The following is a 13,853-nucleotide window of genomic DNA, read 5'->3' as shown; positions in this document are numbered from 1 at the left end:
TCCGGCTGTTAGCGTGCGCCTCCGGCGCACGTTAGGCTCGCGACTTAAGCGTCAGCAAAGTCAGCGGTACCACAATCAGCAGGCTGCCGATGTAAAAACGGGCGTCAGGCTGTTCGGCGAAGAACAACATACCGAGCAGCACTGCTCCTATCAAGCCGGTGTATTCAGCACTGGTTACCTTATTGCTCTCCGCTGCCCGATAGGCGTAAACGCAAGTCCCTGCATAGATCATGGCGAACAGACTTGAGCCTATCGCAATCATAAAGGTATTCCGATCAAACGCAGCGCCCTCAACGATCGCTAACACAGTAGCGGTCGGGACACCCAACAAATTGGTTAGGTATAAGGTATCGATAATGCCGTGTTCGATCGGCAGCTTTTTAATCAGCAGGTTATTCAACGCTAACGTGGTTGCCGCGATCAATGCCGCTAATGCAAAAATATTCGCCGAGGTGGGATTAATGATGACCAGAACACCCACCATGCCAAGCGCGGCGGTCGCCAGCGATAGCACCGTCACCTTTTCCTTGAACAGCCACCGCGCCAACACCACGGTAATGACCGGCGCCGCGTAGAAAATGGCGTTAGCCGTCGCAAGCGGCAACGTGGTCAGGGAAATCACCATAAAAACCGTGCCCAGCAGAAAAATATGCGCGCGCGTTGCGTGCCAACGTAACTTTTTGGGCAACAAAGGGCGCTTGAAAAACAGCATGACCGGTAACAGCATCAATGTGGCACTTAACTGGCGGTACAGCACAAATTGAAAGGGGGCTTCAAAACCGTCCAATAATTTGATCAACGAGTCCGATAGAATCACCACGTTATTGCCCAGCACTAACAGCAAAATAGCCCACACCAATGAACGATCCATAGCCTTACCTCCTTGACTGCACTCACTAGCTCTTGCATGGACCGGTATTTTAGGTCAGCCTAGTTATTAACTAAAATGATATATAATCATTAATGCATGAGGTATTTAGATAGATGAGTTTACCCCTCAGAGCCATTCATTATTTTGTGGAAGTTGCGCGTTGCGAGAGTTTTTCGAAAGCGGCAGCGCGGCTCCATGTTTCGCAGAGTGCAGTAAGCCATCAGGTACGCTTGTTGGAGCAACAGTTAGGGGCCGAGTTGTTTGTCCGGCGAGGGCGGCAAATATTGCTCTCGGCGGTGGGGGAAAGTTATTTTAACGACGTCGCTAACGCGATGAACAGCATCGAACACGCAACCCGCAATCTTAAGCAGGACGACTCACGCCAGTTGCGTCTGGCGGTGCATGGTTCGCTGGCGGTAAAATGGCTGATTCCAGCCCTTGACGATTTTCGTGAACGTTACCCGAATGTCGAGCTGACGCTGCAAATGCTTACTCAGGATGGTCATTTTGACACTCAGTGGGCGGATTGTTTTATCACAACAATGCCGCCGGGTTCTGGTTTTGTCCGTTACCATTTATACGATGAAACGCTAAAGCCTTATTGTTCCAAGGCGCTTTGGAACGAGGCCAGTCGCCTGACAGAGGTCGCCGAGCTAACGCGTTTCCCGCTGCTGTCAGCGATTTCCGCCTTTGCCAGTGGTCAGCCCGGAACTGACTGGGAGCGCTGGTTTGAAAAAGCGGGAGTGAGGTTACCGCGCACCGCAAAAGTTCATCACTTTAGTCATTTGCTGCTCGCGGCTGAAGCGGCTAAGTACGGACAGGGTATTGCGCTGCTCAATGAGTTTATGACAACCCGACAGGAGCGCGCAGAAAGCCTTTTCGAGTTGCCGTTTCATGGTATTCGGACCGACGATAGTTTTTACTTTGTGTACGCTTCAGCCAGTGGTAAACACCCAGGCTTACGGGCACTCGGCGACTGGCTGGTGGCGTTGTGCAAAAACCGCTGAGAGCGCTTCTGCTCACAGCCGTTTTGCGCGAAAACGTCGGCCTTTGATCTTATTATTAGCGATAAGCTCAAGCGCCTGTGATGCAAGGGCTGTGTTAACGGCGACAAAGGCAAAGGTACTGGCGACCTTTATGCGACCAATATCGGTTGCTTGTAATACATTGTCCTTAGTCAGGGCGCCGACAATATCACCCGGGCGCAATTTGTCTTTCTTGCCGCCACTTATCTGCAGTGTTGCCATGTTCGCGCGCAACGGCTTACCCATGCTCAGCTCAGGCAGCGGCATCAGTGTAATCGGTGCCGTTAAATGGTCTTCCAGCAACCTTAACTTGTAATCATCCTGCGCAGTGACCAAAGTTATCGCCAGACCTTTGTGACCGGCGCGGCCGGTGCGGCCGATACGGTGCGTATGGGTATCGGTGTCATGGGCCATAGCAACGTTGATGACCAAATCCAGTTCAGCAATATCCAGTCCGCGGGCGGCGACATCGGTTGCCACCAGCACCCTTGCGCTAGCGTTGCTAAACTGCACAATGGCTTGATCGCGATCCTTTTGCTCCAGCTCTCCATGCAGCGCCAGGACACTGAATTTACACGCTTTCAGCTCGTCGTAAATGGCATTTACCTGCTTTTTGGTATTACAAAAAACCAGACAGTTTTGCGGCCGATGGTGGCTCAGCAACGCCATCACGGCAACATCGGCATCTGCTTCAGTGGTGAGCGAATAAAAGCGTTGTTCAATGTCCGGCCGGGTCTGTTGCTGTAACGCATTAATGGTGACGGAGCGGTGGGTGACCCGGCGTGCCAGGGCGGCGATATTGTCCGGATAGGTGGCACTGAATAACAGCGTCTGCCGTGCCCTTGGAAGTTGTTCAACAATGGCGTTGAGACTGTCCTGAAAGCCCATTTCCAACATCCGGTCAGCTTCGTCCAGCACCAGCGTCGTTAGCGCGTTCAGTTCCAGGTGCTGCTGTTGAAGGTGATCGAGTACACGACCGGGCGTGCCGACCAGAATATGGGCACCGGAGGCCAGCGAGTTGATCTGCACCCGCGCCGGCTCGCCGCCGCACAAACTGAGCAATTTAACGTTGGCCATGCCCTTGGCGAGACGACGAATCTCATCACCGACCTGATGCGCCAGTTCGCGAGTAGGGCAGAGCACCAGAGCCTGCGGCGAAAAATTTTTGACATCCAGTTTGTTCAGTAACGTAAGGGCAAATGCGGTGGTTTTACCTGAGCCGGTACTGGCTTGTACCACCGCATCGGTGTTCGCCAGAGTGACCGGTAAACTTAGCGCCTGCACAGGGGTCATGGAGTGGTAGCCAATGTCGTCCAGTTGGGACAACAACGCCGGCGCTAAGCTTAGCTGGTTAAAGCCGATTGATTCAGGGGTCTGTTCGGACATGTTAGATCGCGTATATAAGGAAGGAAACGACCCCTATTGTATCAGTATTACAGCGATAAATCCGACGTTAGCAGCGATTTACCCATTTCCGTGACGCTGCGCGCACGACTGTTTAGGATCACGACGGCTCGCGTGCCCTTTTCATTGAAGCCGACAAAGCTGGCAAAACCGGCGGTCTGGCCGTTGTGCCAGATTAGCTGCTGGCCGTCCTGCTGGTCAATCAGCCAACCCAGCGCTTGCTGGCTGTTTTCGCCGAGCGTTTCGCGCGGCTTGAGCAACTGTTGTATCAGTTCGCGATGTTGCTCCGCCGGCCGCATTACCGCCTGCACGTAGCGCACCATGTCGTCCAGAGTGGACACCACCGCACCAGCACCGGCCATCGCGTCAAAATGCCAATGAGGCACCGGTTTACCGTCGATGCGGGTGCCCGCTATTAATTGCGGGTTATCCACTGGCTCGAGCGCCAGGTAACTTTGAGACAGACCGAGTTCGGTAAACAGCTTATCCTGCATCAGATCCGCAAAGGTGGTGTCGTAAACCTTAGCCAGTGTTTCGGCCAACAGACCGTAGCCAAAATTGGAATATTGATAGTTCGCCGGTAGCGACACCGATGCATCCGCAACCGCTTGTTTGAGGTCGGCCATGCCAAAATCAACGTAAGGGTCGTTGATATTGGTCAGGGTCAGGTTTTCCGGTAATCGCGGTAAGCCGGAATGATGCGTGGCAAGGTCGACAAGACGAATATCAGCAACCTGTTCATTGGCCTCTGGCCAATAAGCCTTCAGGCGGGTATCTTCGGTTATCAGGTCCTTGCTGAGGGCATCCGCCAGTAGCCAGGCAACCAGTGTTTTGCTGACGGAACCAATCTCAAATTGCTTACCGGCTTCGATATTAAACGCGTCTTTGTCAACCTGCCATTGACCATCCGTGTAGGAGACAATGGCAACCGCTACCGGCAATTCCGCTAACGCTTGCTGTGGCGTTTTTACGGCTTGTTGCTGCGCGGGGCATAAGGTTAACTGGTACGTCGCACCCTGGGTAAATTCGCCGGCGTAACACGCATTCTCGTCGCGTTTACCGTTATAGGAAGCCTGAATGGTGGCGGAGCTGAATGACAACTGCTCGGCGTTGATATTGACCTCATCAATGGGAATACCAAAGGCGCCTTGCGCCGGGCTGTCGAGAGTGGCTTTATCCTCGCCCAAATTCAGTTGCAGCGGCAACGAGGCGGAAGCGTTGAGCACTAACTCGCCCTGATATTGTTGGTGCCGGTATGGTTCTGCGATGTCCTGTGCTGCCAATGCCGTTGGTATCATCAACAACAGGGCAGCGATGTGTTGCTTTTGCATAAAGGTTCGCCTTTTTTATTATTCTGGTGATAACTATAGCAAAAACTTACGTACTAGAAAGTGAACAACATTTGTCAGTAACTTGCGGAGTAACAGACCAACCAATGACACAACTGATTATATTTTACGATGGCGGCTGCCCACTGTGTGTGAAAGAAATGCGCCATTTAAAAAAGCTCGACGAACGCAATCACATTCAGTTTGAAAACATCAATGAAGCGGACTTTGCTGAGCGCTTTCCGCACGTTAACGTTGACGATGCCAATGCCTACTTACATGGGCAATTGGCCGATGGCCGCATGATTTATGGGCTGGATGTGACACACGCAGCCTGGCGTGAGGTTGGCAAAGGTTGGCTGATAGCGCCGTTGCGCTGGCCGGGAATTCGCTGGCTTGCGGATAAAGTCTATCTGGGCTTCGCCAGGCACCGCAATCGCATTTCCCGGTTGTTAACCGGACAGTCACGTTGTTCGCAATGTCGCATCGACTAATGTCGACTGCGACTGGCGTAGATCCCAAGCGCTGTGACGGTGAACAGGATCAAGCCCATCCCGGCAATTTGAATAGGGCGTAAACTCTCGCCCAACAGCACAACGCCAAATAGAGCGGCGCTGACCGGCTCAATGGTGGCGATGATCGAGGCCAGCGCCGGCGGCGTGCGTTTTAGCCCGGTCAGGTAGACCACAAAGGCAACCCCGCCACCGAAGGTGCCCAGTAACGCAAACAGCCACCCGTCACTGGAGGTTAATACCTCGCCCAATTGCAACGCATCGCTGGCAATGGCCAGTACCGTTACCAGGGTAACAAAAGCGATAGTAAGTATAGCGGGCGCACTGCCATGGGGTACGGCGTATTTAAAACCAAAGATAAACAGTGCCAATGACAGCCCCGATAATAAGCCGGCAGCGGTTCCCCAGAGCGTGACACCGCTGCCGCCGACATCGTAAACGCGGGTCAATAGCACGACACCTAACAGTACCAGCAGAATCGCACCGTATTTAACCGTTGTAGGGCGTTCAATGCCTAACAGAAATGAGAGCAGGTAGACAAAAATAGGTGCGCAGTACATCAAGGTTGAGGCAACGGCGACACTGCTTTCGACGATACTGTAAAAATAAAAGGCGAAGTTGCCGGCGATGCCCAACCCGGCCAGCACTCCCCAGAACCATAGCCGAGATTTACGTAAACCGGAATAACGGGGGCGAAGACAAAGCCAGCCGAGGATAAACACCAGTCCGATGGCGCCGCGATAAAACGACACCACCAGTGGATCCCAGCCATTGCCGGTAAGTATCCCGGCAATACCACCGGAAATTCCCCAAAACAGCGCCGCCAGCGCGACCAGCTTGATGCCCATACAACACCTCGGTAGCGCGTATTAGCCATACGCGTTGTCGTGTATCAGTGTGTGTACCTCAAACGGTAGTAGCACAAACGCGGTTACTCAAGCTTCGCAGCGCGACATACGTCAGCGTTCCGGCGGATGCCTCGCCGGAACGATTAGGTTATACTTGTTCGTTGCTGGTGGAAACGATAAGAACAATAGGGAATCACATGGCGAAACTGCTGAAAATTATCATGATTAACGGCCATTTGCCCGGGGTGGTCGAGCTTGAACTTGATGGTCATACCAACATTTGCGGCAGTAACGCATCGGGTAAAACCACGTTGCAGCGGATGATACCGGTGTTCTATGGCGAATTACCCAATCGGGTAGTGCCGAAAACCCGGCTCAACTTCGATAAATACTATCTACCGTATAAAAACAGCTATGTGATTTATGAATACCAGCGCCCCACTAACGGACTGGCGCAGGTGGTACTGAGCAAACGCGCTGACGGCGTTGATTATCGTTTTGTGGATTGCGGCTATCAGGCAGAACACTACCTGTATGAGAAACAGGACGGTATGGTCGCGCGGGAATACAACGACTGGGCGCAGGAGATGCGTGGCCGCGGCATCGATATCAGCGCCAAAATTTCCAGCACCACCGAGTACCGCAATATCATCCTCAACGACATTAAAAACGATCGCAGTAACCGCAGTGACAGCCTTAAATACCGCCAGTTGGCGGCACGTTACGGGCTGGCCAACGACGGCTTTCGTTTACGTCATATTGAGAAGCTGGTGTCTGCCGTACACGCCAAAGAAGGCAAAATGGATACCCTCAAAAGTATGCTCGCGGCCATTTTGGAAGAGGACGGTTACGGGCGCCCGGACAATACCTTTACCGGCGAAAAGATCCGCGCCTGGCTGCGCGACATGAAGCAGTTTTTAAAAGTGGAAGGGCTACAAAAAAGTCTTGCAGACATCGAGCGGCTCAGTGGCGAACGCACGCACACACTGGAACAGCTGTGGCATTTAAAAGCGGTTGTCGAGAAGGACTTTAGCGAACAAAAACGGCTAAAGGCGGATACCGAAGCGGCAATTCACACGCTGAAGCGCGACATTAACGACGCGCAGGTGGCTTATGAGAGCGTGCGTACTGAGCTGCGCGAGCGTAAGAGTGATGCCGAATCCGATCTGAAAAAATGTGAAGAACAGCTTAATGACGCTCAGCAACAGTATGACAACTACCGCGATAACGATATCGAGCGTCTCGGACGTGAGCTTGAAGCCTTGCCTGAGCGCCGCAATGAGTTACAGGGGCTGGAGCAGCATCACGCCACGATGATGGATGCGCATAAGGATGAAGAGCAAAAGCTGCAAAGTCACAAACTGGCCATTAAAGAAGAACTTGAGCAACTTGGCGCGAAACTGCGCGAAAAAATTGAACAAAAGACCGCCCAGAAAACCGCGGTGATGCAGCAAGAGCTTGATGCCTCGAAACAGCTGAATCAGCAGTTGCAACAACAACAGCAGGCGGTTCGCGAACAGTACGAAGCACAACTTGAACAACAACAAAATGAATTAGCCACGAAACGGGCGCAACGTGAGTTATCAACCCTCAGTGACAATGAGCGCAATGACAGGCGCATCGCGGAAGAGCGAGTTGATCAAGCCCAGCAAAAACTGAACGCGCATCAGCAGGTTGTTAGCCAACAACAAGAGTTGTTGAACGTTGCACTGCGTGAGCGGGAACGGCTTGATAGTCAGTTAAAAGAGGCTCGCACGCAGGTTGCCCAAGCCGAACAACAGATCGAAAAACTGCAGCAACGCTTGCAACCGGCTGCCGGCAGTTTGCGGCAGTTTTTAACGCAACATGTTGAACAGTGGGAACAGTCCTTTGGCCGCGTGATGGCGGAACCGTTGCTGCAACGCACCGATTTAATGCCAAGACGGGTGTCAGACGATAATCGTCAACAGTTGTTTGGCATTGAGATTGATTTGCACGCCATCGAACTGCCTGAATATGCAGCCAGCGAAGAGCGTTTACGCGAGCAGTTGGAACTGGCGACCGAACAATGGCAACAACAGCAAGAGCAACTGAAAAAAGCCGATAAAGCCTTTACTGATGCCGTTGAACACGCCAAAGCGCAGCAACAGGCGTTAGATGCTGCTAAGCAACAACAACGCCAATTAAGCAGCGACGTTGACTACGCCCGAGATAACAAGGCGCGCTTGGCACATACTCAGCAAAAGCTTGAACAACAACGCAAACAACAACTACGCCAGCGTATTGAGGAATTGGAGCGCGAGCTTGAACAAACCAAAGCACAGCGCAGCGAAACACTGGCCGAGTTACAAGCGGATCACAACGCTCGTGTGCTCGAAGTCACTGCTGAGTTTCAGGAAAAAGCGCAATTACTGCAGGAAGCCATCGATGATCTTAATGCTGAGCTTGGTCGCAAACAGGACGCCGCCCAGCAAAAAATTAAGCAACTGGAGCAGGCGTTCAGTGAGAAACTCGCAGATAAAGGGGTTGATGAAAATAAACTGCGCGAGATTAAACAGCAGATATCTCAGTTACAAAAACACATTCGTGATACTGACGGTCGTCGTGATGAGTACAGTGAATACCAAACCTTTATGCGAGTAACTTGGGAGAAACAACGGCCGCAGTGGCTCGAGCAGGAGCAGCAGGCAAAGGCTGAACTGCGCCAAGTCAGCCGTCAACTTGAGCAACACGAAAGTCAGTTTAAAACGCGGCAACAGCGGTTAAAAACCAACTTACAGGCGTTAAAGGACAAATTCGAGAACACTGAAAAAGTGGTTCTTGACTTGCAGTCGCTGGTGCAGCGTATGGTCGACTTGCCCGCAGCAGTAAACCCGCCAGCGCCTGACATTGCCGCTCAGGGTGACGTCAGCGAACATTTAGGCCGTAGCTATAAGTTACTGGATGACTTAACAAAGCTCGACAAACGTTTAGAAGCTGACATTGCGGCGTTACAAACCCATTTACGCGCCGACGCCGACCCCCAGTTTTTGCGTTTTATTGACCAGTCTTTAGCGCAGCAAGGCGAAGCGCCGGACCTGCACGTGCAGGTGAATACCCTCAGTGAGTTGCTGAAAGTGTTAGAGGGTAAACGGGAGCAAACCATTGATCAGGGTAAAACCATTGGTAATGGTTTGTTTAAGTTCTTCACGGTGTTTAACGACATTCACAAACGCGTGGGGGATTATAGTCGCCGTTTAACACAAGCGGTTACTGATGAATTAACACTGGATGGCATTGACAAAGCCGAAGTCAAAATCAGTTCTACCATCGACGAACTGAGTTTCTGGCAGCCGTTGAAACAGATGACTCAGCATTATCGACAATGGATTGAGTCAGGTGAACTAACGCCGCCGAACGAGTATATCGAGCATCTCACCGATGTCGCCGAGTTGTTAAAAGCCAATCAAGAATACAGTATTGAGTCGTTGATTAAGTTGCAGTTGAACTTGGTTGAAAACGGTGAGCCTGTGGTTATCCGAAACGATCGGCAACTGACGGATTCGTCCAGCCATGGCATGGCGTACCTGATTCTGTGTAAATTTCTGTTAGCCTTTACCCGCTTGCTGCGCCCCGACCAAGCGGGCGTCACTATCCATTGGCCGATTGACGAGATAGGCACACTGGCGTACCACAATGTGGAAAAGCTTTTTGTGGCCTGTGATCACAACAATATCGATATCGTCGGCGCATTTCCAAATCCGGAATCGGATGTGCTGCTGCTCTTTAAACACCGTTACTTGATTGAGCCGCACAAGGAATTTGCCAATAAAGGCCAACTTAAGCGCATTAAACCGCGGATATCAGAATTGAGCCAGAAACTGCAGTCGCTGCAACAGCAAACCAAGGAGGTTAACGCATGATTTCACCGGTATACGGACCGTTAATCGAAAAGCTGTTGGCTGGCGAATTTATTTGTGCGATTACCGACGAGGCGCATTTTACCAAACTGCAGGATGAGCAAACCCGTGACAACATAGACGCCTATCTGAAACCATTAAACCGGCGACTGGCAGCGAATGATGAGGGCAGTGTGTATTTTCTCGCCTATCGCGACCTTGATGACGATGCCCGCGAGCGCCTCAAACAACAGCTCAGTGTGGTAATGGGCTCGATGCTCCCCTTGCTTGAATGGTTAACCTATATTCAGGAAGCCATGGGTAGTGACGGCATTTTAACCGCCGGCGACACCCTTAAACTGCAGGAACTGACGGTAAAAACCGAGGACAACCCAAGTCTGCGACAACGGCTGCAAAGCCTCGCTAATGACCGCTTTTTTAACTCACAGTCGGACGCTGTTGACGGCCAGGCTAAACAAGTCGCTAAACGCCTTGTCGAGCACGGCTATTTGTTGCAACCGCACACTAACCGGCTTTATTTTATCGTCACCGGAAAGATCGATTACCTGCTGGAATTGGTTCGCTTTATCAAAGATGAAGAAAACATTCCGCTCGATGAAACCACAAGCCAGGCGGAGCTGCTGTAAATGGCCCAGACAAACGACGAACAGCTGTTAAGCAATGTGTTCGACGTCGGTGTTGAACGCCTTAAACTGATCGGCAACCACGCCCAAGTGTTAATGCAGGGGTATTTGAGCGGTGGCATTGAGGCCTCGGCTTTGAGTGAGCAAGCGCTTAAAAAACTCATTAACGCCCGGGTCATTTATCAGCCCGACGACAGCCATGAACTCAAGTTGCGCCACCCGGTAACACAACTTATCGCAGCGCTGGTTACCGACGAAAGCCGACGTCAGGTGAATGCCGACATCGCTGATAAATTGCAAAGCATTCGCGGTTTTGTGCAGGGGTTTCGCGAAGCTCAGCGCAGTGGTGATGTGATACGCGCCGATAACCAGCTACAACGTACCGAAGAGGCCGTCTACGATCTGACGTCACAGTTTGAAGAAGCGATCTTCAGCCTCTGGCATCGACTGAATTCGAACTTTGGCTTTGTCAGTAATTTAAGCGATAAAATCCGCGAAAATAGCCGGGCGCAACAGCAAATAAGACGCTTGATCGAAGGTTTGTCGTTGATCGACTTTGATGAATTGATCGAATTGGCCGAGGGCAATCCGACCCTGCGTAAGCTCCTGGTGACTAAGTTGCAAGCGCAGATAAACGGCCATCATGGCAGCTTATTAGAAGTACAAAAGCGTCTGGTGGAGCTGATGACACGGTTTCGTGAGCAACAGGAACGCAGCTTACTGGTGACGCGTATGGCGGGCTTTTTGCGTGAGCATCCGGGCTTTACCGTCGGCGACTATGCCTACCGTAGCCGGGTGCCAACGCTGATAAACCAGGCTACCGCTATTATTCCGGCCGCAGCCGTAGCATTGGATCGTCGCGATCAGCACACTGATATTGCGTCTATGGTACATGGCCTTTATAAAGAACTGGCCATAAGAGCCAAAACCAATGACGCTGATTCAAACACTCAAGCGGTGGATAACCGTGAGCAACAGCAAGCGGTCGAGGCGCGACAACAGCAACTCAAACACGACGCCATGCAGTATTTTATTGCCGTTTGTGACAGCGAAGCACCGCTCTCGGCGCTGGACTATCTGTACCAGCAGTCACTTGAATGGCCTGCCGAGGCCTGGCTGTTCCAGGTGATTGGTGAATACAACAGCTTGCCGCGCCACGAACAAAAGCTCTTTAACATCGAGCGCAGCGAACAGCCGCTAAGTCGTTATAATCAGGTCATCGTCATCGAAGACATCACCCTGAGTTTTAACACCTAGCTTGCCCCCTTGGCGCAAATATGGAGCGATCGCGATGAGTGATAACCTAACGCCGAAACAACGACAACGGCTGCGCACCATCAATGATAAATTGCGTTACAGCATGGAACTGACATGCCGACTTAATGCAACGGATAAGGAACTGCTATCGTGGTGTGTGGAACAGGACCTCATTAGCGCCGCCGCGGCAGAGGCGCCGGTATTTGTTTACACAAACATGTTGTTGAAACAAATCAACAATCGGTTAGCGCAACTCGGTGTTGCGCCTTTTACCGCGGATCAGAGCGTCAGTAGTCTGCAACAAGCACAGCAGGGCGGTGCTGAGGTTAAGTCCATTCGTCAGCAACCTCGTGCGAATCGTATTCTGACGGCGCAACGTGTCGGCTCGTATTGGCAGATTATTGATCTGGACTACCGTTCAGTTGAGCCGCAGCAATATCGCGAAATCATCGTGGTTGAAAACCTGGACTGCTTTTACCAGCTCAACGACTTTGAACTGCCCATTACCGCACAGTCTTTGATTGTTTACCGGGGGGACAGCGTCTACGGTAAAGGACGGGCTGCCTTATTATCACAATGGCGGAAAAGCGGTAAGCCATTAAAATATTTTGGGGATCTGGATATTAAAGGCTTCCATATTGCCCAAAGCGAAGGGTTTTCGCATATCGCTGCACCGGCATTGAGTTGGTTTGCGCAGCAGGCATCAGTGCAGGCGTTTAACATTGACCAGGCGAACCTTTTAAAGGCGCTGGAAACAAAGGGAGAAGCCGGCCGCTATCACAAGGTGTTGCATGAACAGCGGGCATTGCTGCAACAATGGTTACAAGGCGTGCCATTGCTGTGGGTCGAAACGAACGGGTAAGATAACCGCAAGGTTTTAACGAGAGGTCAGTATGAAAAAACAAACGTTGATGGCAGCGCTGGCGTTGCTACCGGGTATGGCGATGGCCACCGGATTATCACTGACGGTGCACAAAAGCCCGACCTGTGGCTGCTGCGTTAAGTGGATTGAAAGTTTTCACGATGGGGTAACCATCACCGAGCAAAATCATCAGGACATGAGCCCTGTCAAGGCCGAGTATGGCATACCGCAGCAGGCTGCATCATGCCATACCGCAGTTGATGACAAGGGTTTTGTATACGAAGGCCACGTGCCGCCGAAACTGGTTGAAGCCTATGCCGGCGGCGAGCGCAGTGCCAATGGCAAAGGCCTGGTGGTGCCGGCTATGCCGATCGGTTCGGTCGGTATGGATTATGACGAGCGCTTCCAGCCCTACGTGGTTTATGAATTACTGGAAGACGGCAGCGGTCGGGTTTATGCCGAGATCGATTCAAAAGAAACACAAGCCCAGTGGCGTTAACGCCATCTCAAACACGATAACAACGAATAAAGGATGTATGGATGTCACAAGACACGCAGTTTTCGCCGAATCAGGCCCAGCAAATCGTCAGGTTGCAAACGCAGTTTAACCAGGGACTTGACGCTAATTGGCCGCACGCACCGACATTGCCCCGAGATGATATGGCGGCGGTCATTGTTGAGTTGGGCGAGCGCTATGATCACCTCGGTTATAAATGGTGGAAAAAACAGACGCCGGATCATGAACAAGCCAATATGGAACTCATCGACGTCCTGCATTTTGCGTTGTCCGACGTTATCGAAGTGCTGGCGCAGGAAGGCAGTGACAACCCGCTGGAGCGAGCCGCTGAAAAGCTGCTTGAAGCCAGCGTTAAGGCCAATGCGGAGCACGCCCGTAACGCCAAGTGGCTGTTACGTCATACGGCGCTTGAGGGACGTCCCGAACTTGATCGTCCGTTGTGCTTTGGCAACGAGTCTTTGGCGCAACTGCTGAGCATGCTTTACCAAGCCTACGGCAGTGCCGAAGCGGTCTATGTCAGTTACGTTGGCAAAAACGCATTGAACCATGTGCGTCAGCAGCGTGGCTACAAAGACGGTACCTACATCAAAATGTGGCAAAATGAAGAAGACAACGAGGTGATGGTGCGGTTATTATTGAACAGTGATTCGATATTAAACAGTCAATCGCCATTGGATGACGCTGTCGCACTATTATTGGCACACTACGACAGCCACGTGGCGCGTTAG

At 51.8% G+C, this 13,853-nt stretch carries 12 protein-coding genes; 8 read left to right on the top strand and 4 right to left on the bottom strand.

What is annotated here, in order from left to right:
• Window positions 1–31: 31 nt before the first annotated feature.
• Window positions 32–871 carry a DMT family transporter gene (locus C5610_RS06965; protein WP_105306542.1) on the bottom strand — a complete coding sequence of 280 codons (840 nt, stop codon included), beginning with the start codon at window positions 869–871 and terminating at the stop codon, window positions 32–34.
• Window positions 872–984: 113 nt separating this feature from the next.
• Between C5610_RS06965 and C5610_RS06960 the strand changes: the two genes are divergently transcribed.
• Window positions 985–1,878, top strand: a complete 894-nt coding sequence (locus C5610_RS06960) for a LysR substrate-binding domain-containing protein (protein ID WP_105306541.1) — start codon at window positions 985–987, stop codon at window positions 1,876–1,878.
• A gap of 12 nt (window positions 1,879–1,890) precedes the next feature.
• Here the strand turns inward: C5610_RS06960 and dbpA are convergent, their stop codons facing one another.
• Complete coding sequence (dbpA, locus tag C5610_RS06955) at window positions 1,891–3,282, bottom strand: ATP-dependent RNA helicase DbpA (protein ID WP_105306540.1); 1,392 nt, start codon at window positions 3,280–3,282, stop codon at window positions 1,891–1,893.
• 47 nt (window positions 3,283–3,329) lie between these two features.
• Window positions 3,330–4,631, bottom strand: coding sequence for a serine hydrolase domain-containing protein (locus tag C5610_RS06950; protein WP_105306539.1), 1,302 nt, complete (start codon window positions 4,629–4,631; stop codon window positions 3,330–3,332).
• A gap of 104 nt (window positions 4,632–4,735) precedes the next feature.
• On the opposite strand from C5610_RS06950, the gene C5610_RS06945 reads away from it, so the two are divergent.
• The gene (locus C5610_RS06945) at window positions 4,736–5,122 is read left to right on the top strand and encodes a thiol-disulfide oxidoreductase DCC family protein (RefSeq protein ID WP_105306538.1); all 387 of its coding nucleotides are present in this window, start codon (window positions 4,736–4,738) and stop codon (window positions 5,120–5,122) included.
• Here the strand turns inward: C5610_RS06945 and C5610_RS06940 are convergent.
• Window positions 5,119–5,988: a DMT family transporter gene (locus C5610_RS06940; RefSeq protein WP_105306537.1), complete on the bottom strand. Its 870-nt coding sequence runs from the start codon at window positions 5,986–5,988 to the stop codon at window positions 5,119–5,121. The two genes, C5610_RS06945 and C5610_RS06940, sit on opposite strands and share 4 nt — an antisense overlap.
• A 197-nt stretch (window positions 5,989–6,185) precedes the next feature.
• Between C5610_RS06940 and C5610_RS06935 the strand changes: the two genes are divergently transcribed.
• Genes C5610_RS06935 through C5610_RS06910 form a run of 6 tightly spaced genes read left to right on the top strand, consistent with a single transcriptional unit; the run spans window position 6,186 to window position 13,853 of the window.
• Window positions 6,186–9,869, top strand: coding sequence for an ATP-binding protein (locus tag C5610_RS06935; protein WP_105306536.1), 3,684 nt, complete (start codon window positions 6,186–6,188; stop codon window positions 9,867–9,869).
• Entirely contained in the window at window positions 9,866–10,492 is a 627-nt protein-coding gene (locus C5610_RS06930; protein ID WP_105306535.1) for a condensin complex protein MksE, read from the top strand. The genes C5610_RS06935 and C5610_RS06930 overlap by 4 nt, the downstream gene beginning before the upstream one ends.
• Window positions 10,493–11,746 (top strand): hypothetical protein, encoded by a 1,254-nt coding sequence (locus tag C5610_RS06925; protein ID WP_105306534.1) that lies wholly within the window; start codon window positions 10,493–10,495, stop codon window positions 11,744–11,746. It begins immediately after the preceding gene.
• Between the two features lie 34 nt (window positions 11,747–11,780).
• The gene (locus C5610_RS06920) at window positions 11,781–12,608 is read left to right on the top strand and encodes a Wadjet anti-phage system protein JetD domain-containing protein (RefSeq protein ID WP_105306533.1); all 828 of its coding nucleotides are present in this window, start codon (window positions 11,781–11,783) and stop codon (window positions 12,606–12,608) included.
• A gap of 31 nt (window positions 12,609–12,639) precedes the next feature.
• Window positions 12,640–13,107 carry a DUF411 domain-containing protein gene (locus tag C5610_RS06915; RefSeq protein ID WP_105306532.1) on the top strand — a complete coding sequence of 156 codons (468 nt, stop codon included), beginning with the start codon at window positions 12,640–12,642 and terminating at the stop codon, window positions 13,105–13,107.
• A gap of 41 nt (window positions 13,108–13,148) precedes the next feature.
• A complete protein-coding gene (locus tag C5610_RS06910) occupies window positions 13,149–13,853 on the top strand; it encodes a dUTPase (protein ID WP_105306531.1) in 705 nt (234 codons plus the stop codon).

It is taken from the genome of Idiomarina sp. OT37-5b (assembly GCF_002968395.1).
GTDB lineage: Bacteria > Pseudomonadota > Gammaproteobacteria > Enterobacterales > Alteromonadaceae > Idiomarina > Idiomarina aquatica.
This window is presented reverse-complemented; position numbering and strand designations above follow the sequence as displayed.